We start from the raw sequence: 26215 nt of genomic DNA, 5'->3' as shown, positions 1-26215 counted from the left end.
TGGCATTCAGATCATCCGGTCGTCGGTGCCGAAAACTTCAAGCTCATCGGTCGTGACCCGGTTCGCCACAATGAAGGAACGGTTCCCGACCTTCCAGAGGCCAACACCTTTAGGTAGGTTCTCTACGTGCTCGCACTCGGCCTCAGACAACCCCAGGGCTTCTTTCGTCAGTCGCATGGCGTCGTGCTTCTGCCGATAGATAATTCTCGTATCTGCCTCGGTCAGCAGGCCGAGCGCCTTCTGTCGGTGCCCGCTGGAGCTGTCTCCGATTTCATTGAGATCCGCCACTTTGTGCATGATGAGCAGATTCGCAATGCCATAGGTGCGGGCTAACCGCCACTGCTCGCTCATTTTGGCGAGCATGTACGGGTCGGCCAGCATGCGCCAACCTTCGTCGTACACCACCAGCCGTTTGCCGCCGTCGGGATTGGTGACAGCTGCCTCCAGCCAAGTGGCACCGCACGCGGCGGCCAGCGACAATGCTTGCTCCGAGGCTCCGATGAGCGCAGAAGTGTCCATCACCATCATGGGCGCATCGGCGTCGAAAGCGACCGTAGACGGGGCGTCAAACATGCCTTCCAGGTCACCGGAGACCGTCCGCCTCAGGGAGTGGCTGACCGCCAGTCCCCCATCCTTGCCCACCAGCCCGATCGTTTCCTTCGACGGGTTCAACAGATGGTCCAGAACCATCGGCAGCGTCGGATTCGAGTTCTCGGCTACCGTCTCCATCAGAGCCATGTCCAGGGCAGTGTGCTCCACCGGACGGAGGGGCATGCCCTGCCGCATGAGAGACACCAATGCCACCAACAGGTAACGACGGCGCTGGCGCACCACCGCCTGCCACTGCGCCTCACTCAAGGCGCTCGAACGCGGCCCCGCGTCGAGTGGATTGACGCGGGCAGAGCGGCCGGGGCCCACGGAAATGACCTTGCCGCCAACCGCATTGGCGACGGCGACCCATTCACCTTTGGGATCGGAGGCAACGGCGGCCTTCCGCCCCAGCGTAATGGACCTGGCCACCAGGGACTTTCCGCACATGGATTTCCCGGTCCCCACGGTGCCGATGACAACGATCGAGGGTCCGCCAATAACGCCCTTGTCATAAAGAATCCACGGATCGTAGGAAAACGCACCCGAGCCGAAGACGTCTGTGCCGATATAGGTGCCTTCGTGGCCGAGCCCCGATTCTGTGATGAACGGATACGCCGCGGCGAAGGTCAGGGTCGACGCGCGATGCGGTGCCGGACGCAGGCGGTGCGGGCCACGCAGCGAGACAGGTTCCCTGCTCCCCCAGTCTCCGCCGTGTTCGGCGGTCTCCAGCCGGGTGCCGACCATCTCGCCAGCCCGATTTAGGGCGGCCGCCCATGGTCCGCTGTCGGCGGCACCCGACCGCCGCCGTCGTTCCTTCCGCTCCTCACGACTCCCGCCCGACGGCATGTATTCAACGGATTGGCTTGTACGCGTCATCGCAGTCCCCGCCCGAACGGGAGCGCACCGGCGACGAATGCAGCCCATTGCTGCCCGGCCAGCAGGCGCAATTCGACGAAGGCTCCCGCGGCCGCCGACTCCAGTTCCTGCCTGTGCCGGGCCAGGTCCTCCAGCGTCCCTGCAGTAACCGTCACGTAGGCAGCGGGCCTTACATCTCCGTGTCCTGCAACGATCTCCTCCTCGCGCTGGGCGACCTCTTCTTCCTCAGCCCGTTGCTCGCGGGTCAGCGGCCTGTCGAAGCGGGTATTGATACGGCGCCTGGTTTCATGGGCCTCCTGGGCGGAGCGGATATCCCGCAGCGCCTCAGTTGTGGGCACGGCCCGAATCACCTCCGTCACCGTATGCCGGAAGTCGCCCACATAAATCAGCGGATGGAGGAAACCCGGAAACACCTTCTGCCGTGGCCACTCAGCGATCCAGAACGTTTGATGAAAGCCGGAATCGGTTCGTACGTATGTCCAGTGCTCTTCCACGGCCATGGGCCCCGCAGGCATGTTGGGCGGCACGGAGTCTTGCGGTTGTGGTCGCTGCTTGGTCAGCTTCCCTGCCCCGCTTGCGACGGCGGCAGGGTCGAAGGCACCCCGAATGACGTCGAGGATTCCGCCCTCCGGCAGCCATTCCTCCACCTTGACGCTGTGCGTCCCCAGCGCGGTCGTCATGGCCTCGACCTCCAGACGAAGCACCCGTTCGACGCCGAGCAGTCCCCCGCCTGACTCTCTGATCCGGCGTCGGGCCTTGGCCGTATCCACGACCAGTGCGATCAGGAGATCGTGGCTCATCGTGGATCCCGCCGCCGAAATCAGATCCTCGTACGCACGTTGACCCCAAGTGAGTTCGCTGGCGTCGCCCGCCGGCCGCGGTGACGCGGTTTCGTAGAAGTCCCGCAGTGCGGTGGACGGATACGGAACGGTGAAGTCCTGCACTGCTATTCTCGCGAGGCTTGTTCGCTGGGCCATACCGGCCTGTACGCGGGACCAGGCCTGCACGGCCCATGCTTTGTCGTCGCTGTCTAACAGCGCAAATGACCGGGTGCTGCAGCGAAGGACGGCTATCGCCTCCCGGCCACGGGCGTCCACGATGAAACACTCCCCTCGCGAAGTCCGGCGCAATTCCAGGTTCCCCAGTCCTCCCGGAAGTGCCAGCCGTCCGGCCAGGAGTGCTCGTTCGGGCCTGGTGAGGAACCTTGTTTGTCCGGCCATGGATCGGTAGAAGAACAGGACTGCATGGCTAGCCCAGACCGGGTAGGGAATCCGTGAATACTGCAGCAGGCCGAGGAGCATCAGCCCCAGCCACAACGGTCCCGACGCGAACAAGCCGATCGGTCCTTGAGACGCCGATGCCAGACTTGCCACGACGAAGCCGGCCGCGAGCAGCAGCAATTGATACCACTTCAGTCCCATGAACAGGCCGCGGCGCTCGTAGCGGGGAAATTTGACTGCCTCGAGGGTGCGTGAAGTTTCAGACATGGAAATCACCGTCGGTTGGGGGCCGGATTACTGGTGGCCGATGGATGGGAGGCTTTGCCGTCGGGACGATCGGCGGCTCGCCGTTCGGTCGCTTCGACGACGACGGCTTTGGTGGCTCGCTAGGGGCTACGTCCCCACTTCCGCTTCCCGACGCCGGTGCGCCCGGGGCCTGGAGTGGCGGTGCGCTGCTTCCCGATAGCGAGGCTGGGCTGGCGGCCGAGGCGCCGGCGTCGAGCATCAACGCACTGGCATTGGCAGCTTGCGCCGATGACGGCGTTACACCCGTTGGCCTTCCCGGAAGAGGGGCTCCCGCCGGCAAGGTGCGTGTGGGGAATTGATGACGGCTCGACTGGATCGGACGGGTCATCGCCGAACGGTCAGCCATTGCCGCCAGGGTCAAACGGCCACCGGTCTGGCGGCTGATCTGCCGGGCAGTGAAACTAGAAGTCCGAGAGAGGACGTGACCGCCACCGGCAGTTTGTGCGGCCGCGGCCAGCTCACCTCCGGCGAAGCTCACCAGCCGCAGTGACATCAGAGGCGTACCGCAGGCCAGAGCCATGCCCACAACGCCAGCGGCCAGCCCGGCGAACGACTTCGACTCGGCAAAGAGCTTGATGGCCACGGCCAACACCGTTGCGGCAAGTGGTTTGGCGAGCAGCAAGGCAACGACGATCTCGCACCACCGACGGGCCCAGGTTTTCGTCTTCTCCCATGGCATCAGCATGAGAGCGACCGGAGCGACGGCGGCGAGCACGATGAGCGCGAAGGACCGGAAGATCATCGAACACATCAGGATGAACGCCAGGATCCACACGACGATCACGGCCATCACGGTGACCACCACCGCCCCGGCCGCGCCGCCAGTGGTTCCCGGGGCCAACGACACGACGTTCCATTCCCTGCCGGAGTCCGCAGGGGCCCGTTCGAAGCCAAAGAGCCGCATGAACACCAGGTAGGGATCTGTCCCCATGGAGTTGAGCAATGCCGTAGCTGCGGAATCGCCTAGCTTGGTGAGCTGGCGGACAAGGTAAACGGCACCGGCCACCAGGGGAATGGCTGCGGCACCTCCAACCAGGGCTCGCACCAGGCGCCGGGGCTGCTGGCTGATCAGACCGGACAGCAGCTGGAGGATCATGGCAATGACGAGTGGCGTCATCATGACGATAACCCACCAACTCGTCAGGCCTTGGACGGCCGTCCATTGCGAATCATCAACATCAGAAACACTGAACGCGCCCGTGATAAAGGACCAGATCCAGGACGCGGCGCTCTGGAGAATGTTCGCGAAGAATGACGTGATGGAACCTTGAACGCCGTCGTTCGCTTGTGAGACGAGACCGCAACCTGGCGGCCACCATCCGTCCAGGTCGCATTGAACCGGCATGACTGGCAGGATCTAGAATCCGAGATTGAACGCCGACTGGGACCAGAGGATGTAGCCATTGATGCCGCCGAGTATCGCGGCCACCGGTCCTGTCCAAAGCAGGATCATGCCGCCACCCGAAGCGAGCCTCGACGACTGGCTGAGCTTGCCTGCGAGGAGCATCGCGGCCCCAACGATCGCCACGATCGCGATCACAATGAAGGCCCCAACCAGGATGCCTCCGCCGATCTGTTTGAGTGATTCGAGAAAGGGGAAGTTCGTGTTTGGGGTGATGCCAGGATCCACTGCTGCCAGAAACATCGCGCGCTCCATCTGTCGTTTTCCAGGGGAAATGAGGGGTTTGGGCTCACGACTTCATGGAGGTGGTGGGGCGGGGCTACATGACCTCGTGCATAGGCTGATAGATGCACTCGCGCAATGTTTGCCCGGATCCGCTTCCTAAACCGGCTGGGGCCTCGCCGAACAGGAGGCAGTTTCTGCCGCACGGGGACCAGGCCGCCGCTTTTGGGGTTGCAGCGGCGCTAGGGTCATGACTTTCGTAGTCCTCGGCTTCGTCAAAACTAGTGAGGATAAAGGCAAAAGGAAATCGAAGTGGATCAGCAACTCGAAGTTGAACAGTCACGAGCGCCTTGTGGGGACGGACGCCGGCAGCGGCATGCAGCGGCTAATGTCTGGGGCCTCGATAAAAGTCGAGAAGCGTGAAGTCCCGTGGGGAAGCCATCTACGAGGAGTACAGCATGGACGTGCGGACGGATTCGAACATATGTTCTATAATTAAGACCGTGATCAAGAGTGGTTCCCCTGAGGACGTCGAGCGCATGATGGCGCGTATGGAGGCCGACAAGAGCCGCCCGATTGACGACCCAGCTCCCATCAGAGACTTCCCAAAGTATGGCCGGCCCCTTGTGTACGTAAGCGGCATCTACGGTAAGGCTGTGGCGTGGACACACACCTACGGTCTTATCGAGTGGCTTGACTCATCCGGCAAGTACCACATGGGCTGGGCACACTCATCAAGAATCAAACGGGCGACGCCGGAAGAGTGGAAGGGCAGCAGCGCGTTGTAGGGCAACAAAAGGACGGCTCTCGCATGGCCTTCCTTCATGTTTAGTTGCCCTCCCTCAGGTTGCTTGCCCCGTCCCGGAACATGCCAGCTGTCACGTTCGCGTTGGCTTCTGCATCAAAGACACTTGCTCCTGCGTAGCCGTACTTAGTTTGCTCGTGCTGGCCAGTAGCCGCTTAGATGTTGGAACAAGCCGCTAGGGTTGCCGTTCTCGCTATTGCCGTAGTTGACGGCGTTGGGATTCATCGTGCTTTTACACATGGCGCTGCCGACAGAGTAGTTCTCATCCAGGCCGAACTTACGAGCTGCTGCACGAACTATCTGTTCTACACTGCCTGAGGCTTCTGGAGAGGCCGGTTGCGGCTGTTCTGCCACGATCAGCGGCTCAGCAACCGTCTTTGGTTCTTCTGCTTCTACTGGAAGCTCTGGTGGCGTTGCAACCGTCTTGATCTGAACAGCGCTGGTAGCTGCTACTGGTCGACGGTCTTTTGAAACTATTGTCACGTCTTGGACGACTGCCTTGGCGCGCCTCTGCCTGAATGTTGGTGCTGGCGAAGTACCCAAACGGTCATCAAAATCCGCGAATTGTGGAAGCAGACGATCGCGGGAGCAAGAGTCAGCCAAAGTACCGACGCTAGTGTTCCAAGCGGCAACGAAGTCCTTGCCCCACGGCGCTTCAGCGACCTAGTAGACCTCATCGCAGAGACGAAGCGGAGTCGCGTCGAGATCAAAGCCTCAAAGAGCCCGTCATCATGACCGGAGCTGGCGAGATCGTAAAACCCGCGGACATCAAAGCCGGGCCCTCCTGCACCGAGTGGAGCGAATGCCATGGCGGCAACATGGTGAGTCCTAGATGGGAATGCAGAGCTTTGATGGGTGTCTCTAATGTGACCGATCGAAAGACTCTCACTCTTGTCCGAAGCGCCTTATATGGTCGTTGAGTGCCACAGAGTTAGCCACTTCTTGAGCTGACATGGGCTGGAACGAGACTTCAATATCGCGCCATAGCACTGATGTGGCGGCATGCTGCAGCGCTTGGCCCGCGTCCGCAGATACCGGCTTCTCGACGTTGACCAAGACACGGCGATCATCAGGGTAGGTGGTGACAACCTCCCCCAACTCGTGCAACTTTGCAGCATCACCGATAGCTTTAGCGACCACCCGCTTTTCCTCGCTATCTAGCCGCTGTTCGGCCACCCCCGTGGACCAGTTGCGCACGCTGCCCGCTCTAGAAAGCCCACGGACAACATCAAGTACCTCGTCGATCTTTTCTGAATCAGTCCGCTCCACAACCTGAGTTGATGACTGACTCTCCTTGACCTTGCGGACTTCCTTTTCAATGTCCACCCAGACGAGCTCAACACGAGTACGAAGAATCTTCTCGTTGATGTGCGGACCAAGCTCACAGGAGTTGAGATCCTTCATGATGGAGAAGAAACCATCTAGTGTCGCCATCTGCATCTGGAAGCCCGTTACGGGGCCTTCAACCTCGTTCATGGCGTCGAAGTCGATCAGCAGCACGGGCATGAGCTCACGCTTGGCGTCCACGCGGCGGGACAGAGCGCCGGCCTCGAAGTTCAACCAGGGCGCATGCTGGTTTGCCTTGGTGACGCAAATGATTCCAAAGTCGGTGTCTGTGAGCTGCTCGTCTATGGCAGGCAACCAGATGGACCCTGATCGGTTCTCCGTACTGATCCAAGGGCTAGCCTTGTCGAAAAGCGAAGGGAGTGCCTTGTTGATGGCCAGCGCCACACCCTTGCTGTTGCCTGACCAGCTAATAAAGACCTTCAAGATTTACCCCATGCTCGCTCTGACAAGACACGTAAGGCTACCAACTGGAAACGCTAATTCAGCTCATCCTTGCGGAAGACCTCGCGCCCCGAAACGTGTCGCCAGATCACGTGGTCGAGCTTCCTCGGCTGAGTCGGATAAAGCTCAGCAACTTCACGAATAAGAGTTGCCCCCTGCTTAGGGGTTATCCGTTTTCCATCAAGACCCGCATGTTCCTTAATAAAGCGGATGACCATCCGGTCGGGCTTTACTGACTGAAAGCCGGCCAGGATCAGTACGTAATCGTATGTCACGCCAGAGGACTGGCTGGGAAGATCAAGCCAGACGTCTTTGACCCGTGTCAGCTCATTGTCCTTTACGTACTCCGCGTGCATATCAGCTGTCGTCAGGATTGGTCCGCCTTCGAGATCTTTCAAGGCCAAGGCGGCTTGGTGTACAACCTCAGCCTTTAAGACAGCTCCCGGCTTGGTGTGTGCTGGCTTGTGGTTGTCAACAGCTATCGCCCATTCTGCGCTGCCTCCTGCGTTCTCAAACGACGCTAGGAGCTCTGTAACACCATCACGATTGGGATCTGCCCCCTCCGCTCTCCTACGTGCCCTGTAGGCGTTCACGACGTTGACGACGCTCTGGTAGCTCGACCCGGTCGAGAAGATGGAATCTATAATGCCCAATGCCAGGCTGTCGGGATAACCATTGGCTACAATCCACCGGGATTCGTCGCCAAAGATTGTTCGGCAGACTTCGGTCAGTCGGATTGCTTCCGCGGAATACTCACTCTTCATTTTTGGACTGTAGCAACGTTTCGTCGCAGTCATCTACAGAATTTAGGTACGAGTACCAACGGAACGTGTCTAGGCTGCGTTTGTTGATGGCGAAGCCATTGTCAGGGTCGAACGTACAGGCTGGCTCGTCGTCCCAGGATTCAACCGAGCTCGCACCGCCATCAAGAGGGTTAGAAGCCTCAGCCATCGGAACGCAGACCTGGATGCTTGACGCGCCAGTTACCCGGTGTCCAGCTCCTAAGGAAGATGTCGTCTCCTTGTGTGCCGGCAAGGCCCCACATGTTGCTCTCACCAACTCTATTCAACAAGGCTTTGATGTTGATGGGCTTCATTGAATGCAGCACGTCAAATGCTATGTCGACTTCAAGCTCATCTATGGCAATCAGCAGCGGCACGTGGTCAGGGGTTATCCCCCGCACCGTGAGCTGGAATGGAACAGCACGGGGACCTGTAAGAGTGACACCATCGCTCTGTCGCTGGAACCCATAACTTTGCGACCCCGCGGAGACATTCGCTTGCTCCATCGGAGGCACCACATCGAGCTCAAACTTCTCCCCATTTAGGGCAACTTGGCCCCGCATACCGTGGGCAGGCAAAGTGACGATGCCGCTGCCGTTATGTTCTACGTATAAGCGCATTTGTCCTGTGCACGTCAGCTCCTCTGTGTTTGAGCTGCCTGAGGACGGCGGGAAATACTCGGAGCGGAGATCTACCTCCAGTAAGACGACCTGCGGCAATCGTACCGTCGGGATCAGCATGCGAAGGAGCTCATCGCGTCGGGCACTTCTAGTCCCAGTGCCTTCACGCATTGGCACCTCAAGGCTTGGATTCGCGCTACCAGTTTTGACAACATACGGGGCACGGTCGGAAGCAACGGCAACAGCCACCACGTGTTGACCAGCTTCGCCCACCTGGACATTCAGATGTCGTACGAGTTCTGGCGGTGTGTGGTCGAACTGGGGAATGATCTGAGACCACCAGTCGAGGATGTCGGTGCCAGAGACGTCGTGGATCTCACCTGTTTTCTCGTCGATGCCAATGATGTACACCACGGGATCACCTCCCGCCCGATTCAGGCTACCGGCCAGCTGCCGCGCTTTCTTTTCTTGGGGCCAGCTTCGCTTACATTCGATCAGGTCGTGCTCCACGGGTTGACGCGCACGGATCTGATCTACAGCAGTAATTACTCTGGCTTCAAGGTCGATGGCACGCATGTATCAAACGCTACCTAACAGAGGGGAAGTTATCCGTCCCCTAGCCGCATGAAACGGAGTGTCCAAAAATGACCACTCCTAAAGCATCGACGCCCTGCCCCTTGGAAGCACGGCACAAGATACAGTGGCGCACCAGTCTAGGGGTGACTAATGGAGTCACGCTTTCTCTTGTTCGACAGCCGCTTGGTTCGATCTCGCTGCTTGTGAGAAACCTTCAAGCTTAGCAGTCTTTTCTTCAGCCACTTTTTTCGCTCGGAGCGTGAACCACGAAGGGGAGCAACAAAGTCGCCATGAACTACGGGCCACATCCCCGACCCGTCCACTAGAGATTCATTACTCAGTCCACATGCGTAGAACGTATTGATGGTGTTTCCTTGACGAGGCTCTTCGAGCTGCGTGAGGTCCCCGACAGGAGCACCGGACACAAATGGAGGAGAAGCCACGACGGACTGTCCGCTTGGCGCACATGTACCGACGCCCTCCCTGTTATAGGTGAACACGAAGGTCTGATACGCGGACGGTCCGCCAAAGTACCTACATTCTGCATAGGTGTACGCATGCGCTCCTTGTTCCTCATACTGCCCGTCGTAACGCTCTATGGATTCGGCAAAAGTCGTGTGACCAAGTTTTCCTCGGACAAGTCCAAAGGTTAAGTCCTGCAGATCAATCTTAAATTTGGCGTCTGTAACCGTAATCGACCACTCAAGGACCACCCCATCCATTTCCCTCGTCACTATCCAGGCGTGATTAGTCATGTAAAAGTAATCAACAGCACCAGTGACGCCCGGCGACTTGTTCTGCATGACGGGGACGCCGAAGAGGGACCGAACATGATCTCCCGTAACACCTACGACCATCTTGGCTACCCGTCGTTTTAGTTCCCAGCGGCTACCTACGGTCCGACGAAACCCTGCTCGGATCGTAGCGACAAAGGGAACGGCAGCCGCAATAGCTGCGAAAACTGAGGCGAATTGGCCAAGGAGATTTAGAGTCGCTGCATCCACAGCACTAAGTCTCCCGTATCGGGAGACTCCCTTGAAATTACTGTCCCGCGTCGTTATTGGTAACGCCAAAGCCCTCGGCCGGTTCCTTGAACCTACGCTGTGCCTCCTCTTGTGCCGCTCGCTCCGCCTGACGTTCCCTCCTGTACTCGGCGTCCCTTGCGTCCTTCGCATCTCCGTCCCGTGTGGTCACGCGAAGACTCCTGAACTCCGTCCACGTCTTCTGATTGTCACGGATCTCTTGCAGGGCACGAGCCGCGTGATGGACGCCGAGAACCTCTGTGAAGATGCGTGCCTTGTAAGGATGAAGATCAAGGACGACATCGCTTGTTTGCGCTTCACCGTCAATACCGTCGTAAGTAACGACGCCCTTGTAGGTCATGGGTAAGTCTTCGCGTTTGGCTCGCTCCCTGGCGAAGTCAAACACGGTCCGCCATTCCTGCCCCGGCGCCATGAAGGAGATTACCTCCGGCAGTTCCACAGCTTCGTCACCGCCATAGTCATCAGTCCGGTTGAGAGTGGGCTCGAAAGAGAGACGAACATTTCGGCCAGCGGTTTGCCCAAAGTTCTTCACGACAAGGTCCATGACATGCGAGCCCACAGCGTTCTCTTCCAAGAAGGCGACTACATAGGGCTGCGACTTTTCGCGCTCCAGTGACTTCGATTGCCGACGAGCTGCGGCCGCTTCCCGCAGCTGGCCGCAGGCAACCACGAGGGCAATTGCAGCGATGATAAACGTCAGAAGGGATGCTCCTGCCCCAATCCAGTCTGTAAGGCTGGGTTCGTTGTCCTGGATTGCTTGCAGCAGCTCGGCAAATTGCTCATCGGTCATGGGAGTAAGTCTGCCAAAGACCACTGACAGTCAACGGCAGCGCGGACTTGCTGACAGGTGTGGTGTGCCCTAGATTTGACGCCTCGTCAAGGAATAGCATTCCCCGATGCTTCCGCTAGGCGGCGCCGGCAGGGGATGGGACCGATCCGCGCCGACGAATACCCCAATCCTGGACAGCGTCCGCCGCTTCGCACAATTGACGACTCGTGTCCGGCGTAATTCATCGGCATTAACTATGCTCATATCGAACTCCCCCGAGGCAACCGCTCAGGCCGACAAGTCGATTGGAATCAAAGCGACCCGAAGCCACCGCTTCACTCCTTTGAGTTATTCCTTTTAAGGTTAGCCGCCACCGTGAAAGACACCCTAGCGGACGTGCTGATGGGGGCCGAAGGACAAGTCCGTCAAGGCGGATGCCTAGTCGGAGGAGAATGCAGGGTCTCACAATGACCATCCGCCGCCACAGGACCTCTGTTCTCTCGCAAGCTTGAGCATGCTGGGATCAGGCGGACGAAAACATCGATGCCTGGAGACGGCCATACGCCCCGGTGCCGGGACGGGACGGTACGGCGTCGATAAGGTTGTCAAGCCAGTAGATCAAAATAGGCCGTATCTGAATTCCAGGCGATCGGATGCAGCCGCGTCCCCACAGAAGGGTTTAGCGCGCTGTACATCATCCCGTCGCCGGCGTAGATGCCAACGTGTCCCCAGTTGTCCGGACCCTGAGCGTTCTGAACGACCAAGTCCCCTGGCTGCGGATTGTCCGTCCGCTTCCCAACCCTCCATTGCTCCACCCTCGGGAGGTTGATTCCAGCTTGCCGGAAGATCCATTGGACAAAGCCGGAGCAGTCCCACGCTTTGAAGGCCGTCCCGCCCCACACGTACGACCCGCCGACACCGGCTTGGGTGAACCGCAGGATATCCTTTCGGATCTGACTCAGATCTGCCGGCGCTGTTGTAGGCGCCGAGACGGGAGCCGGATCGACGCAAGGAGCGGGTGCCATACCGCCGTCGAGAACGTCAACGATGGCCAACGCTTCCGGCTCCCACCGCGCATACAGCTCAGGAAACGCCGACACCTGAACCGCCTGGGCAGCCTGGCCTTTGCTCATGGTTTGCCATCCGGGAATGTCCAACAACCCGCGAGGGCTCCCCTGGTTGGGACCGGCCGGTCCGCCATAGAAGGCCCGTACGTTATAAATGGGATTCATCAGCTCCTCAACACTCCCCCAGCCGGCAGTCGGACGTTGCTGCGCGGTGCCAAGGGAGTCGTGGTCGTTTCCAACACCGTCGTGCGGGAAGCTGAGCGATCCGGGGACGTTCACGTTGGCGAGCATTCTGAGGCTGGATTCTTGCAGAGCCATCATGATTGCGATGATCTGGCCACTACGTGGCACGCCCAGCTGCTTGCCGACGGAAACGTATCCCTTTGCAAGATCCAATTGCCGGGCCGTCAGATTGGCCGGCGCCTGGTTGCTATTGCCAAAGCTCAAAACACCACCCGCGTCGGCGCCTCGCTGACCACTCAATCCGGCTGAAGAGCAGATCGAGCCGGTGCTCATCGCATTGGCGCCGAGCACCGCAACAGCCGCGCAGAGCGCGAAGGCGCCCGCCAGGATCGCCGCCGTAACCGCGGCAACCAAAGCCCGCACGATCGTGCGCCGCCTTGCCAGAAAGGCCAGCGTCGCTGGTGCTGGCATCAGTAAAGCACCCTGTTCGGCGCGGCATAAAAGCCGACCATGATGCAATGATCCGCGGGAGCACTGGCGGCTGGCGGACAGTTGACCATGACGCTGACTGGGGCCGTATACATGTTGCGGGCAGAAATTGACTGGTCCAAGATGCGAAGAGAGATAGTGCAAACGTGGAGTCCTGTCCAGGGCGCCGGGCGCTCTCGTACCTTGGCCAGCTCACTGTCACACATCACGGATTCCGCCGTTGCCGAACGGTACGCCCGCTGCCCGGCCAGAAACTGATAGGTTCCGGCGTTGATCCCAGTCGCCTCGAACTCTTGGACAAACACGGCCAGCGGATTGGATCCGTCAGGGAGCACATGCCACCAGTTGCGGAGGCCGGAGTAAACCTCCGAGTACGACGCCCTACGCGTGTCCCATGTGTATATCGCTGTAGCCGCCGCCGCGGCCAGCTTGCGGAAGTCCATAGTGCGAGGCGCGCCATAGCTGTCGGGTGCTTCGACGGCGGCAGCCGTCTTCAGAGTTTCTGGCTGCGCCCCACCAGAGGGGGCCGCCGACATCTGGGGAGTGGGCGCCCTCGACAGCGCTGGACCCGGCTCAGATGCGGGAGTCAGGGTAGGCCGCGTCAAAGCGAACAACACCGTCGCAACACTCAAGACTACGAACACTACGAACAACCATCGCCGTCGGCTGCTTGAGCCAGGCGTTGCAATTCTCCGGGTCAACGTCATTCCACCCTCCTCGCCAGTTCATTGCAATTTGAGCGGCTGAGGACATGACTTAGCGTGGAGGTCGCCTTGCACTCTGGAGAATCCGCCAGGCGGTTTGATACAGACGCCGGGCGAATCCAATCTGGACGGCAACATAGCGCTCCGTAACGCCGAGTTCAGCGGCCAACGCCGCCAACGCCCTGGCGCGGTCCGGCCCGCTAACACCCGTACGAACGATGGTTGCCGCAGTTCGACGGAGTACCGGCGTGGGCAGGCATTCTGCCGCACGCTGGCACACGTCCCCGATGTTGCGGATCTCCTGCGGCTCAACTTCCAGCGCGCTTTGAACAGTCCTTGCCGTCTGGCGCACCACCGTCGCCGCATGCCAGCGGCGCCTGTCCTGCGGCGAAGGCGGACCGTACTGGCGTGGCCCGGTCAGGCTGTCAACGGCAAGTTCCCAAACGCCGTCCGGCACACTTGCCCCGGTCAGTTGGATAATTTTTCGCGCCCATTCCTTGTCGATGATTTTCTCAGCACTGCGATCCACACCGCCGACAACTAGCATCGCCAGAGCATCGAGCGACGCCGATCCGTCCGGATCTCCGGCTTCAATCAGCAACGGCAGCGTCGGATGGCTCAGCTCCCGGCGGATGTGCGCGGCGCACACGTTGATGCACACTCCTTGGACCCAGGCACCGAAAGGGACTCCCGGAAGCTGGCGATATTGTCCTCGGTTCACTCCATCCCACACCGCAACCCGGATGTCCTGCATAACGTCGTCCACGTCGCAGGCCCTGCCGAGCCGGGACAGATGCGAAATGACATATCGGCGCACACCGTCAACGGCGACCATGATCTGATCCACCGGGACTGCCAGCACTGCCGGCGCTGGTGGTGTGCGCAGGGAAACATCGACGGTAACTGCATTTGGTTCGTCATGTTGGGCCTGATTTGCTCTGGCTTCGACTCGCATTGGTCTTCACCGCTTCGACTAAACGCTTCCGATAAGTCCGGTGACGGCATGCCCGACACCTCAAGAATGGCCGCTAAACCAGGGCCGACCACGAATGCAATAAGGCTATGCAAACTATTCTCAAGGATAATTAAAGTATCGTCAAGACGACGAGTCTTACTTTTCTTCGAACTGTAGATAAGAATGGTTCCATGCCAAGGATTACGCAGCCTCATGACGACGCCTGGTCGGCCGACGTCGAGGCCGCCGTCGCGACCTTTGGCAACCGATCACGGAACGAGATCCTCCGCTACCTGTCGGCGCACGGCCCCGCTTCCCGTGGGGACATTGCGGCATCTGTCAGCGCCGGCGAACCGAGCGTAGCCAAGCACCTGCTCGCGCTGGAGGAATCGGGCGCAATCCTAGTCGACGTGGAACCAGGCCGTCGTCACGGCCGCTCGCCGCGCTATTCAGCCAACCCGGAACGGATCAAGGAGCTACTGGCGGCTCATCTTGAATATCTTCTGGAGGGCTAGCCGCCGCCCGCTCCCCACCAGGGTGCCGGCCAATATCCTTGTTGAGATACTCAGAGATGGCCTGCAACGTCTCCGGTGATACGTCCCCAAGAGTTCGTGCGGCGAAGGTCTTCACGCGAGCCGCACGCAGGGACTTAACGAACTCAAGCTGCGAATCGATTCGCTCCGGCAAGGTAGAGTCATCGCCAACCAGATAGGACGGGTCAACCTTGAAGATGTCGCAGAGGCCAGCCAGCAACACAGGATCGCTGACCAGACGGCCGGTCCCCTCTTTCATGTAGAACCATCGTGCCCGCGACAGCTTGATGCCCCTGCCGGCAAGGTCCGCTTGAACTTCCCTGAACGTGACCGGCTTCCCTCGTTCGGCAACAACTACATCGAGCAGCAGATTCAGACGACGAGCAAGCTGGCCCTGAGGCGACAGGCCTTCACCATGCCCTGTCTCGTCAATCCGCATAACCGCCCCTTGATCAGCCTCTTCAACACCGGCGGCCCCGCAAGCTACTTGCGGCCACCCTACCGCCCAGTATTCCGCGAGTCTCATAGCTCGGCAATCGGGCTCCACTTACTTTAGAAGATTCATGAGCAGAAATAGGCCCTTCCATCATGACCTCGGCAGGGGTAACCTGCTCCTGTAGACCCGTCTACAGCAACGCACTCCCTTCATTCCTTAGGTTCCGGTCTCCATGTCGAACATCCTGATGAACCGAACGCGAAGCCAAATTGTCCGCTTCTTACTCAAGAACGGCCCGTCAACGTGCAGCGAAATCGGAGCCGGGCTGCAGGCATCGCCGTCGACCATCCGACGGCAGCTCAGCTGCCTTGGAAACGCCGGTCTCGTCCAACGAGCCTCGAGCCAGTTCACGGCTTCTCCGGAACAAGTGCGGCGCCAGACCGATGACTTTGCAGCGACTTTCCACTGCCCGGTCATGCAGCCGGATGGCCTTGCTCCAATGAACTAGGCAGGACTCAGCATCACCCCTGCCGCAGCAAAATCACGAAAGGACCGAAGAAGGCATGAAACTCGAATTCTTCGAACCGGCCGAGGCCGCCTCGGTCCTCAAGTGCTCAGAAGCCTGGCTCCGTGACGGGGCCGCCAAGGGAGAGTTCCCGCATTCCGTCTGGGGCAAGGGAAAGATCGTCTTTACGTCTGTCCACCTGAAGGAGATTGCCCAGCTGCGCGAAGTCCGGTTAACGAGTACATCCCCCGCCTCCGTCCGAATGATCGGCACCCGGGCCCAGTCGCGCCAGAAATACTCCTAGTTTGGCGAGTGCCGCCGGCTAGCCACGCCAGACAACGGCGGACCGCTCGACGGCGTCTGCGGCATCTTGAAGAGCTTGAGGCATCAAGTGGCCGTACACCTCCTCCGTCGTACGCGTGGAGGCGTGCCCCAGTCGCCTGGACACGGTGAACAAGGAAACTCCGTCCTGGATCAGCCAGGACGCGTGGGTATGGCGCAAATCGTGAATCCGGGGCGACTTGGTCAGCCCACGGGCTTGGGCGGCCTTGACTGCGGGAACCCAATAGTGATGCCAATACAGCTTGTGAATGATCCGCTCACCCTTAGGGGTGGTGAACAAGAGATCCGAACCGGGCCTGCTGGCCACCAGGGGAATGAGCACCTCCACCAAATGAGGGTTCAGGGAAACCGTCCTCTTGCCGGCACCCGTCTTGGTGGCACCGATGTAGTACTCGGAATCAGTACCGCGCTTCCATGCCTTATTGATCCGAATTGTGGCGGGCTTGGACATGAGGTCCACGTCTGCCACAGTCACGGCAGTGGCCTCGCCAAAGCGCGTGCCGGTCATAACCAGGAACTCCGTGAACGCCCTGTACCGGTCCCCCATCGTCTCAAGGATCATCCCAAATTCGGCGTGTGTCAGGAACCGGGCTTCATCCTCTGCCTTCTCACCTGACGGGAGCTTTACGCCGCGGCAAGGATTGTCTTTCCGGTAGCGGAGCATAACCGCTGTCTCCATGGCCGCATAGATGAGGCCGTGGTTGTTCTTGATCGTTTTCGGAGACCTGCCCTTCTTCTGCATCGTCTTGATCCAGTAGGTCAGGTGACGGTAGTCGAGCTTGTCGACAGGTATGTGACCGATGACGTCAGCGATGTGCAGCTTCAACATCGTCTGGTAAGTGTGGACAGTCCCGACGGACGGGCGAACCAGAAGGTCGATGTGTTCCTGGATCACCGCAGCAACCGTGGGCTTCTTGGTCTGGTTCTTGACCATCGCATGCTGTGCGATTTCGAAGGACTGATTGTTCGCGTCAAGAAGGCGTTTCAGCGTCTGGGCTTCGGCTGACGTGGCGAGGGTGATCCCCTCTTGCTTCTTCGTTTCGGGGTTACGCCAGCGGACCGTGAACGACGTGGATCCGTCCGATTTTTTCCGTTCCCAAATGCTGGCCATGCCTCAAATTCTAGGCTTCGTGTGCACAAAAAACGAGATTTTGTGCACACTCCGGGGGTCGAAACCCCGCTGACCTGCGGAAACACTGTGCCCGAGGTGGGACTCGAACCCACACACCTTTCGATACCGCATTTTGAGTGCGGCGCGTCTGCCAATTCCGCCACTCGGGCGCGGATTACACGGAGTAACAATCTTAGGCTCACAGCTACGTTGTGAGCAACGCGATCGCTTCCAGTGCGCGAAATTACTCTACATGCAGATAGGCTGAATTCCAGAATCGCGCCAGTGAAGCCGCAACGAACCCAAGCAGTTCCAAGTACAGCGGCGGGCACAACTAAGATGGACTAGTTCCCGCCGTACCTTTCAAGGAGTTCCCGTGTCAGAACAGACGGAGTCAAACCCCAACACCCAGCCGGCGCGCCGCGTTATTGTCGCCGAGGACGAGACCCTTATCCGCCTGGACATCATCGAAATCCTCCGGGGCGAGGGCTATGACGTTATCGGCGAAGCGGACAACGGCGAGAAGGCCGTCCAGCTCGCCGAGGAACTCAAGCCTGACCTCGTCCTGATGGACGTCAAGATGCCGGTCATGGACGGCATCTCCGCCGCCGAGAAGATCGTCAAGGCCCGCATCGCCCCCGTAGTCCTCCTTACGGCCTTCAGCCAGAAGGAACTCGTGGAGCGGGCCCGGGACGCCGGTGCCATGGCCTACGTGGTCAAGCCGTTCACCCCCGCGGACCTGATCCCCGCCCTGGAAATCGCACTCTCCCGCCATGAGGAGATCAAGGCCCTGGAAAACGAGGTCTCGGACCTCCAGGAGCAGTTCGCCACCCGCAAGCTCGTGGAGCGCGCCAAGAGCCTGCTCACCACCAAGATGGGCCTTACCGAACCCGAGGCCTTCCGCTGGATCCAGAAGACCTCCATGGACCGCCGCCTCAGCATGCGCGAGGTCGCCGAAACCATCATCAACCAGGTCAACTAACTTCAGGACCCGGCAGGGCAAGTACGACGACGGCCTGCCGGGTGCCTGCCGGCCGTCACCACCCGGCGCTGGGCAGTTAGATGCAGAGACAAAAAGGGAGGATCCCCGCCATACGGCGGGGATCCTCCCTTTTTGGTCCTTAGACCTAGGCCTTCTTCTTCTTTTCCGGCCAGGGTCCGAGCTTTTCCTTGTTGCTAACACCTTCGCCGGAGCGGCCGGTGTCGGACAGGTCGCCCACCTTGTGCACCTTCAGCGAATTGGTTGAACCGGCCTTTCCGGGAGGGGAACCGGCAGCGATAACCACCAGGTCGCCGTCTTCCACCAGGTTCAGTTCCAGCAGGCTGCGGTCCACCTGCGCGGTCATCTCGTCGGTGTGGTCCACCATGGGGACCAGGACCGGCTGGATGCCCCAGGTCAGTGCGAGCTGGTTCCACACGTGCTCCACCGGAGTGAACGCGAAGACCGGACGGACCGGACGCAGGCGGGAGAGGCGGCGGGCCGAGTCACCGGACTGGGTGAACGCACAGATGTACTTGGCGTCCAGCTGGTCGGCAATTTCGACGGCGGCACGGGTGATGGCGCCGCCACGCGTCTTGGGCTTGGTGCCCAGCGGGGGTACGCGCTCCAGGCCGTGGACCTCGGTGGATTCGATGATCCGTGCCATGACCTTGACGGTCTCGATCGGGTACTTGCCCACGCTCGTCTCGCCGGAAAGCATAACTGCGTCGGCGCCGTCGAGCACTGCGTTGGCGCAGTCCGAAGCCTCTGCACGGGTGGGGCGCGGGTTGTCGATCATCGACTCGAGCACCTGGGTGGCAACGATGACCGGCTTGGCCCAGCGGCGGGCCAGTTCGATGGCGCGCTTCTGGACGATCGGCACCTCTTCGAGCGGCAGCTCCACGCCGAGGTCGCCACGGGCCACCATGATGGCGTCGAACGCGTCGATGATCTCGTGCAGCTGCTCAACGGCCTGCGGCTTCTCGATCTTGGCGATCACCGGCACGCGGCGTCCCTCTTCGTCCATGATTTCGTGGACGCGCTTGATGTCCGAAGCGTCACGCACGAAGGAGAGGGCAACCATGTCCACGCCGCGGCGCATGGCCCAGCGCAGATCGTCCTCATCCTTTTCGCTCAGCGCGGGGACGTTGACGGCAACACCGGGCAGGTTGATGCCCTTGTTGTTGGAGACCATGCCGCCGACAGTCACCTGGGCGACCACCTTGACGTCGTCGACCTCGAGGGCGCGCAAGGCGACCTTGCCGTCGTCGATCAGCAGCGCATCGCCGACGTTGACGTCGTCGGTCAGGCTCTTGAGCGTGGTGGAGCAGATGTCCTTCGTGCCCGGGACGTCTTCGGTGGTGATGGTGAAGATGTCGCCGACAGCCAGCTCGTGCGGGCCGTCAACGAAGCGGCCCAGGCGGATCTTGGGGCCCTGGAGGTCAGCCATGATGGCCACGGGCTTTCCGAGCTGCTTGGATGCCCTGCGGACGTTCTCGTACGTCACGTCGTGCACCGAGTAGTCGCCGTGGCTCATGTTCATGCGGGCAACATCCACGCCGGCTTCAACAACTGCGAGGGTGTTCTCGAAGCTGGAAATAGCCGGTCCGAACGTTGCCACGATTTTTGCGCGTCTCATATACCTACCCTATTGGTCTGTTTCTGGATTGAAGTTGTACCGCTGGTGAACTTCCGTGGTCCCCCGATTGTGACTGCAGAGTCGCGACTAGAGAACGGCGATCGCCCGGTCGGTTGGGGCAACCGGGGCAGGCAGGATCGTAGTTCCCATCAGGAATTTATCTACCGCTGCAGCACAGGCGCGGCCTTCGGCGATGGCCCACACGATGAGCGACTGTCCGCGGCCGGCGTCACCGGCAACGAACACACCCTCGGTGTTCGTCATGTAGTAGCCGTCACGCGCCACGTTGCCGCGGCCGTCGAATTCGGCGTGGACCTGATCAGTGATGCCAGCCGGCTCCGCACCGGTGAAGCCCAGGGACAGGAACACCAGGTCCGCGGGAATGATCCGCTCGGTGCCCGCCTTGGGGAGTCGCTTGCCATCCACGAATTCGGTCTCGGCAACCTTCACGCCGGTGAGCTTGCCGTTTTCGCCGACGAACTCCACCGTGGAGGCCAGATACGTCCGCTCGCCACCCTCTTCATGCGCACTCGCCACCTCGAAAAGCGTGGGGAACGTGGGCCAGGGCTGGTTCGGGGTGCGTTCCACGGACGGCTGCTTGCCGATCGCCAGCGTGGTCACGGACGCGGCGCCGTGGCGGTGTGCAGTGCCGAGGCAGTCCGCGCCGGTGTCACCGCCGCCCAGGATCACCACATGCTTGCCCTTGGCGTGGATCTGGTTCTCCACCTGCTCCCCCGCCACCACACGGTTGGCGGGAACGAGGTAATCCATCGCGAAGTGGACGCCCTCAAGCTCGCGACCCGGAATCGGCAGGTCGCGCGGCACGGTAGCGCCGGTGGCAACCACCACGGCGTCGTAACGCCGGCGGAGCTGCTCCCAGGTCACGTCGCTGCCCACGGCCACTCCGGTGCGGAAACGGGTGCCTTCGGCCTTCATCTGCTCAAGGCGGCGGTCAACCTGCTCCTTCTCCATCTTGAAGTCGGGGATGCCGTAACGCAGGAGGCCGCCGATCTTGTCGTCACGTTCGTACACAGCAACGGTGTGACCCACGCGCGTCAACTGCTGGGCAACTGCCAGGCCGGCTGGGCCGGAGCCAACCACTGCCACGGTCTTGCCCGTCAGGCGGGTCGGCGGCAGCGGGTTGACCCAGCCGTTGTCGAAGGCTTGATCGATGATGGAAACTTCAACCTGCTTGATGGTCACCGCGGGCTGGTTGATCCCCAGCACGCAGGACGCCTCGCAGGGTGCCGGACACAGGCGGCCGGTGAATTCCGGGAAGTTGTTGGTGGCATGAAGCCGCTCAATAGCTTCCTCGCCCTTGTCCCGCCACACGAGGTCGTTCCACTCGGGAATCAGGTTGCCCAGCGGGCAGCCCTGGTGGCAGAACGGTACGCCGCAGTCCATGCAGCGGCCGGCCTGGCTCTTCAGGACACCCTTTTCCTGGGCCTCATAGACTTCCTTCCAGTCCATGATGCGGACGGGAACGGGACGGCGCGGCTGGGTTTCACGCTGACGTACTTTCAGAAATCCGCGTGGATCAGCCACCGGTCACCTCCAGGATTCGAGACCACACTTCTTCGCCATCGGGGTCCAGGCCCTCTTCGATCGCGTCAAGACGGGTCTGCAATACGGCCGCGTAGTCGCGCGGCAGGACTTTGGTAATGCGGGCTGCGGTGTCGTCGAAGTTTTCGAGCAGACGCTGCGCGTGCAGCGATTCCGTCTCTTCGACATGCTTGACCAGGAGACCGTGCACGATGTCGCGGTCCTCGGCATCCAGTTCGCGCAGCTGCAGTTCGCCGGACTCCAGCGCCTGCTTGTTGACGCGGGTGGTCCGCAGGTCCAGCACGTAGGCCGTTCCGCCGGACATGCCCGCACCGAAGTTGCGGCCCGTGCGGCCGATGATGAGCGTCTGGCCGCCGGTCATGTACTCGCAGCCGTGGTCGCCGATGCCTTCGACAACTGCCGTGGCGCCGGAGTTGCGGACCAGGAATCGTTCGCCCACCTGGCCGCGCAGGAACATCTCGCCGCTGGTGGCACCGTAACCGATCACGTTGCCGGCGATCACGTTGCTCTCGGCCTGGAACACGTTGGTGCGATCCGGCCGGACGATGATGCGGCCGCCGGAGAGGCCCTTGCCCACGTAGTCGTTCGAGTCGCCGAACATGCGCAGGGTGATGCCGGCAGGCAGGAAGGCGCCCAGCGACTGGCCCGCGGTGCCGGTCAGCGTGATGTCGATCGTGTCCGTGGCCAGCACGTCCGTGCTGAACGTCTTGGTGACGACGTGGCCCAGCATGGTGCCCACGGAGCGGTCCGTGTTGATGACGTCCACGGCGATCTTCACCGGGGTGCGGTCGGTCAGCGCCTCGGCGGCCATGGTGATGAGCCGCTGGTCGAAGTGCTTGTCCAGCTCGTGGTTCTGGCCGGTCAGGTTCCGCAGCGGGGCGTCGTCGTCGAACTCGAGTCCGTGCAGGATCGGGTCCAGGTCCAGCCCTTCGGCCTTCCAGTGATTGATCGCCTCACGGGTGTCCAGCACTTCGGCGTGTCCGATTGCCTCTTCGATGCTCCGGAAGCCAAGCTCCGACAGGATCTCGCGGACCTCTTCGGCCAGGAACTCGAAGAAGTTGACCACGAACTCGGGCTTGCCGCTGAAGCGGGCGCGCAGTTCGGGGTTCTGCGTGGCCACACCCACCGGGCAGGTGTCCAGGTGGCAGACGCGCATCATGATGCAGCCTTCAACCACCAGCGGTGCCGTGGCGAAACCGAATTCCTCGCCGCCGAGCAGCGCGGCGATCACGACGTCGCGGCCGGTCTTGAGCTGGCCGTCCACCTGCACCACCACGCGGTCGCGCAGGCCGTTGAGCATCAGGGTCTGCTGGGTCTCTGCGAGCCCCAGCTCCCACGGGACACCGGCGTGCTTGAGCGAGTTCAGCGGCGAGGCGCCGGTACCGCCGTCGTGACCGGAAACCAGTACGACGTCGGCCTTGGCCTTGGTGACACCGGCGGCAACTGTGCCGATTCCCACCTCGGAGACGAGCTTGACGTGGACCCGGGCCGAAGGATTGGCACGCTTCGCGTCATAGATCAGCTGGGCGAGGTCCTCGATCGAGTAGATGTCGTGGTGCGGGGGCGGGGAAATGAGTCCGACGCCGGGGGTCGAATGGCGCGTCCGGGCAACCCAGGGGTACACCTTCTGCGCCATCAGCTGGCCGCCTTCGCCGGGCTTGGCGCCCTGCGCCATCTTGATCTGGATGTCGTCGGCGTTGCTCAGGTACAGGCTCGTGACACCGAAACGGCCGGAGGCAATCTGCTTGACGGCCGAACGGCGCTCGGGATCCAGCAGGCGGTCCACGTCCTCGCCGCCCTCACCGGTGTTGGACTTGCCGCCCAGCCGGTTCATGGCGATCGCCAGGGTCTCGTGGGCTTCCTTGGAGATGGAGCCGTAGCTCATGGCGCCGGTGGAGAAACGCTTGACGATGCTGGAGACGGGCTCCACTTCCTCAAGCGGCACCACGGGCCGCACACCAGTCTTGAACCGCAGCAACCCGCGCAGGGTCATGAGGTTTTCGGACTGGTCGTCCACGCCCCGGGTGTAGGACTTGAAGATGTCGTAGCGGCGTTCACGCGTCGCGTGCTGCAGCCGGAAGACCGTCTCCGGGTTGAACAAGTGCGGCTCACCGTCGCGGCGCCACTGGTACTCGCCGCCGCCGAGCAGCGGTCGGTGCGGCTGCTCAATGCCGCCCTCCGGGTAGGCCATCTGGTGCCGTGCGGACACTTCAGCGGCGATGACGTCGAGTCCGACGCCGCCGAGCTGGGAGTGGGTGCCGGCGAAGAATTCATCCACCAGTTCCTGGCCGAGGCCAAGGGCTTCGAACGTCTGCGCACCGGTGTAGGAGGCAACCGTGGAGATGCCCATCTTGGACATGATCTTCAGGACGCCCTTGCCGAGGCCCTTGATCAGGTTGTAGACGCCGTCCTGCGGGGTCACGCCAACAACGTCGCCGCTGCTGATGAGCTGCTCCACGGACTCCATGGCCAGGTACGGGTTCACGGCGGAGGCACCGTAACCAATCAGGACTGCCACGTGGTGCGTCTCGCGGACGTCGCCGGCCTCGACCACCAGGGCGGTCTTGGTGCGGTTGGCGCTGCGCAGCAGGTGGTGGTGCACGGCGCTGACCAGCAGCAGCGACGGGATGGGTGCCCACTGGGCGTTCGAGTCGCGGTCCGAGAGCACCACGTACTGCACGCCGCGGTTGATGGCGCCGGACACCTGCTCGCAGATTTCCGTGAGACGGGCACGCAGCGCGTTTTCGCCGCCTTCGGGGCGGTACAGGCCGCGGACCTTCATGGCGATCCTGTCGCCGTCAGGGGTTTCGATGTTGGCGATCTTGGCGAGCTGGTCGTTGTTGATCACCGGGAACGGCAGCGAAACCTGCGGCTGCCGGACCTGCTTGGTGTCCAGCAGGTTGCCGTTCGGGCCGATGGCGCACATCAGGGACGTGACCAGCTCCTCGCGGATGGCGTCCAGCGGCGGATTGGTGACCTGTGCGAAGGACTGCACGAAGTAGTCGAAGAGGAGCCGCGGGCGCTTGGACAGCACGGCCACGGGAGTGTCCGAGCCCATGGCGCCGAGGGGCTCGGCACCTGTGCGGGCCATCGGGCCCAGCAGGATCTTCAGTTCTTCGGTGGTGTAGCCGAAGGTCCGCTGGCGGATATTCACGGACGCAGCGGTGTGCACCACGTGTTCGCGCTCCGGCAGGTCGTTAAGGTCAATCAGGTTGTCCTTGACCCACTCCGCCCACGGGTTGGCGGCGGCGACCTCAGCCTTGACCTCTTCATCGTCGATGATCCGGCCGGCCTCGGTGTCCACCAGGAACATCTTGCCCGGGGAAACCCGGCCCTTTTTGACCACCTTGGAAGGTTCGACGTCGATGACGCCCACCTCGGAGGCGAACACCACCAATCCGTCTTCGGTGATCCAGTACCGGCCGGGGCGCAGGCCGTTGCGGTCAAGTGTTGCGCCCACCAGGCTGCCGTCGGTGAAGGAGACGGCGGCAGGGCCGTCCCACGGTTCCATCAGCAGGGAGTGGTATTCGTAGAACGCCTTGCGGGCAGGATCCATTGTGGCGTGGTTTTCCCAGGCCTCGGGGATCATCATCATGATCGAGTGCGTGATGGGCCGGCCGGAGAGCCAGAGCAGCTCAGCCACTTCATCGAACGACGCCGAGTCGGAGGCGCCCGGGGTGCAGATGGGGTACAGCTCCTCCGGGGAATCACCCAGGAGCGGGTTTGCGAGCTGGGACTGGCGGGCGCGCATCCAGTTCCGGTTGCCCTTGACGGTGTTGATTTCACCGTTGTGGGCGATGGTGCGGAACGGCTGGGCCAGGGGCCAGGACGGGAACGTGTTGGTGGAGAAACGCGAGTGGACGATCGCGAGCTTGGTCTTGAAGCGCTTGTCCGAAAGATCCGGGTAGAACGGCTCCAGCTGGGCGGTGGTCAGCATGCCTTTGTAGACGATGGTCCGGGAGGACAGCGACGGGAAGTACACGCCGAACTTGTTCTGCGCGCGCTTGCGGATCCGCCAGGCCCGGGAGTCGAGTTCGTTGCGCTCCAGCACTTCCCCGGTGCTGGAGGCAAAGAACGGCTGGGAGAAATACGGCATGCAGGCCCGCGCCATGGCACCGACAAGATCGGCCACGATCGGGACCTCGCGCCAGCCGAGGACCGTAAGGCCTTCGTCGGCTGCAAGGCCTTCGATGCCGGCCTTGGCGGCATCTGCTTCACGCTGCTCGGCCGGCAGGAAAGCCGTACCCGCTACGTACTGTCCGGGCGCCGGAAGCTCAAACTCGGTGACGGCGCGGAAAAACTCGTCCGGGATCTGCATCAGCAGTCCGGCGCCGTCGCCCGTTCCTTCGTCGGCACCCACGGCACCGCGGTGCTCAAGGTTGCGCAGGGCGGTTAGGGCGGCGTCGACGATGTCATAGCCGGGCTCCCCGCGGAGCGTGGCAATGATGGCCAGGCCGCAGGCGTCCTTCTCCTGCTCCGGGTTGTAGAGCCCACCGGCCTCCGGCAGCGCCGCGAACCGCTTAAACGGCGACATGGCTGCTGCAGGCTGGTTCGGTTCGGACCAACTGGGGCTGTGAAGAGTTTGGGTCATGGGAGACGTCCTTCCTCCTGATCGAGCGTATGGAAGGGACAACGTTGGCCCCACTCGCGGTGCCTGTGTGATGGGCACAACAAAGTGTTACTTACTGGAAATTGTAGGTCAGCCCGGC

At 61.4% G+C, this 26215-nt stretch carries 22 protein-coding genes and 1 tRNA gene; 5 read left to right on the top strand and 18 right to left on the bottom strand.

Translation table 11 applies throughout. The features are described from left to right. Positions 1-6 precede the first annotated feature (6 nt). From JOE41_RS19580 to JOE41_RS19565, 4 genes are all read right to left on the bottom strand, one after another. Positions 7-1335, bottom strand: a complete 1329-nt coding sequence (locus tag JOE41_RS19580) for an ATP-binding protein (protein WP_209753294.1) — start codon at positions 1333-1335, stop codon at positions 7-9. A gap of 128 nt (positions 1336-1463) precedes the next feature. Then, positions 1464-2954 carry an SCO6880 family protein gene (locus tag JOE41_RS19575; RefSeq protein ID WP_209753293.1) on the bottom strand — a complete coding sequence of 497 codons (1491 nt, stop codon included), beginning with the start codon at positions 2952-2954 and terminating at the stop codon, positions 1464-1466. Then, on the bottom strand, positions 2947-4113 hold the full coding sequence (locus JOE41_RS19570) for a type IV secretion system protein (protein WP_209753292.1): 1167 nt from the start codon (positions 4111-4113) through the stop codon (positions 2947-2949). The genes JOE41_RS19575 and JOE41_RS19570 overlap by 8 nt, the downstream gene beginning before the upstream one ends. Positions 4114-4350: 237 nt before the next feature. After that, positions 4351-4638, bottom strand: a complete 288-nt coding sequence (locus JOE41_RS19565; protein ID WP_043480665.1) for a hypothetical protein — start codon at positions 4636-4638, stop codon at positions 4351-4353. Between the two features lie 398 nt (positions 4639-5036). Here JOE41_RS19565 and JOE41_RS19560 point away from each other — a divergent pair, with 398 nt between their 5' ends. After that, positions 5037-5405 (top strand): hypothetical protein, encoded by a 369-nt coding sequence (locus tag JOE41_RS19560; protein WP_209753291.1) that lies wholly within the window; start codon positions 5037-5039, stop codon positions 5403-5405. Between the two features lie 143 nt (positions 5406-5548). On the opposite strand, the gene JOE41_RS19555 is transcribed toward JOE41_RS19560, so the two are convergent. From JOE41_RS19555 to JOE41_RS19520, 8 genes are all read right to left on the bottom strand, one after another. Continuing rightward, a complete protein-coding gene (locus JOE41_RS19555; protein ID WP_209753290.1) occupies positions 5549-5905 on the bottom strand; it encodes a hypothetical protein in 357 nt (118 codons plus the stop codon). A 402-nt stretch (positions 5906-6307) separates the two neighbouring features. Further along, complete coding sequence (locus JOE41_RS19550; protein ID WP_209753289.1) at positions 6308-7192, bottom strand: toll/interleukin-1 receptor domain-containing protein; 885 nt, start codon at positions 7190-7192, stop codon at positions 6308-6310. 53 nt (positions 7193-7245) lie between these two features. Beyond that, positions 7246-7974, bottom strand: coding sequence for a hypothetical protein (locus tag JOE41_RS19545; RefSeq protein ID WP_209753288.1), 729 nt, complete (start codon positions 7972-7974; stop codon positions 7246-7248). A gap of 179 nt (positions 7975-8153) precedes the next feature. Continuing rightward, entirely contained in the window at positions 8154-9188 is a 1035-nt protein-coding gene (locus tag JOE41_RS19540) for a hypothetical protein (RefSeq protein ID WP_209753287.1), read from the bottom strand. 137 nt (positions 9189-9325) lie between these two features. Further along, positions 9326-10192 (bottom strand): ETEC_3214 domain-containing protein, encoded by an 867-nt coding sequence (locus tag JOE41_RS19535; protein ID WP_374068582.1) that lies wholly within the window; start codon positions 10190-10192, stop codon positions 9326-9328. Between the two features lie 37 nt (positions 10193-10229). After that, entirely contained in the window at positions 10230-11021 is a 792-nt protein-coding gene (locus JOE41_RS19530; protein ID WP_209753285.1) for a hypothetical protein, read from the bottom strand. Positions 11022-11605: 584 nt separating this feature from the next. After that, positions 11606-12721, bottom strand: a complete 1116-nt coding sequence (locus tag JOE41_RS19525; protein WP_209753284.1) for a C40 family peptidase — start codon at positions 12719-12721, stop codon at positions 11606-11608. Positions 12722-13495: 774 nt separating this feature from the next. After that, the gene (locus JOE41_RS19520; protein ID WP_209753283.1) at positions 13496-14278 is read right to left on the bottom strand and encodes an RNA polymerase sigma factor; all 783 of its coding nucleotides are present in this window, start codon (positions 14276-14278) and stop codon (positions 13496-13498) included. Between the two features lie 311 nt (positions 14279-14589). On the opposite strand from JOE41_RS19520, the gene JOE41_RS19515 reads away from it, so the two are divergent. Next, entirely contained in the window at positions 14590-14913 is a 324-nt protein-coding gene (locus tag JOE41_RS19515; RefSeq protein ID WP_209753282.1) for a helix-turn-helix transcriptional regulator, read from the top strand. Here the strand turns inward: JOE41_RS19515 and JOE41_RS19510 are convergent. Then, entirely contained in the window at positions 14867-15370 is a 504-nt protein-coding gene (locus JOE41_RS19510; RefSeq protein WP_209753281.1) for a hypothetical protein, read from the bottom strand. The two genes, JOE41_RS19515 and JOE41_RS19510, sit on opposite strands and share 47 nt — an antisense overlap. A gap of 229 nt (positions 15371-15599) precedes the next feature. Here JOE41_RS19510 and JOE41_RS21255 point away from each other — a divergent pair, with 229 nt between their 5' ends. Continuing rightward, positions 15600-15875: a winged helix-turn-helix domain-containing protein gene (locus JOE41_RS21255; RefSeq protein WP_209753280.1), complete on the top strand. Its 276-nt coding sequence runs from the start codon at positions 15600-15602 to the stop codon at positions 15873-15875. A 55-nt stretch (positions 15876-15930) separates the two neighbouring features. Then, positions 15931-16176: a hypothetical protein gene (locus JOE41_RS19500; RefSeq protein WP_209753279.1), complete on the top strand. Its 246-nt coding sequence runs from the start codon at positions 15931-15933 to the stop codon at positions 16174-16176. A gap of 18 nt (positions 16177-16194) precedes the next feature. Here the strand turns inward: JOE41_RS19500 and JOE41_RS19495 are convergent, their stop codons facing one another. Then, entirely contained in the window at positions 16195-17325 is a 1131-nt protein-coding gene (locus tag JOE41_RS19495) for a site-specific integrase (RefSeq protein ID WP_209753278.1), read from the bottom strand. Positions 17326-17413: 88 nt separating this feature from the next. Next, positions 17414-17495, bottom strand: a tRNA-Leu gene (locus tag JOE41_RS19490). Between the two features lie 206 nt (positions 17496-17701). On the opposite strand from JOE41_RS19490, the gene JOE41_RS19485 reads away from it, so the two are divergent. Beyond that, complete coding sequence (locus JOE41_RS19485) at positions 17702-18307, top strand: ANTAR domain-containing response regulator (RefSeq protein WP_011691554.1); 606 nt, start codon at positions 17702-17704, stop codon at positions 18305-18307. A 145-nt stretch (positions 18308-18452) separates the two neighbouring features. Here the strand turns inward: JOE41_RS19485 and pyk are convergent, their stop codons facing one another. The 3 genes from pyk to gltB form a co-directional block, all read right to left on the bottom strand. Further along, positions 18453-19943, bottom strand: a complete 1491-nt coding sequence (gene pyk / locus JOE41_RS19480) for a pyruvate kinase (RefSeq protein WP_011691553.1) — start codon at positions 19941-19943, stop codon at positions 18453-18455. Positions 19944-20030: 87 nt separating this feature from the next. Continuing rightward, positions 20031-21488: a glutamate synthase subunit beta gene (locus JOE41_RS19475; RefSeq protein ID WP_011691552.1), complete on the bottom strand. Its 1458-nt coding sequence runs from the start codon at positions 21486-21488 to the stop codon at positions 20031-20033. Further along, positions 21481-26097, bottom strand: coding sequence for a glutamate synthase large subunit (gene gltB, locus JOE41_RS19470; RefSeq protein ID WP_043429663.1), 4617 nt, complete (start codon positions 26095-26097; stop codon positions 21481-21483). Before gltB ends, JOE41_RS19475 begins: the two co-directional genes overlap by 8 nt. Between the last annotated feature and the right edge of the window lie 118 nt (positions 26098-26215).

Source organism: Arthrobacter sp. PvP103 (assembly GCF_017833075.1).
In the GTDB taxonomy this organism is placed as follows: domain Bacteria; phylum Actinomycetota; class Actinomycetes; order Actinomycetales; family Micrococcaceae; genus Arthrobacter.
The sequence above is the reverse complement of the archived record's forward strand: the minus strand, read 5'-3'. Positions and strand labels throughout refer to the sequence as shown.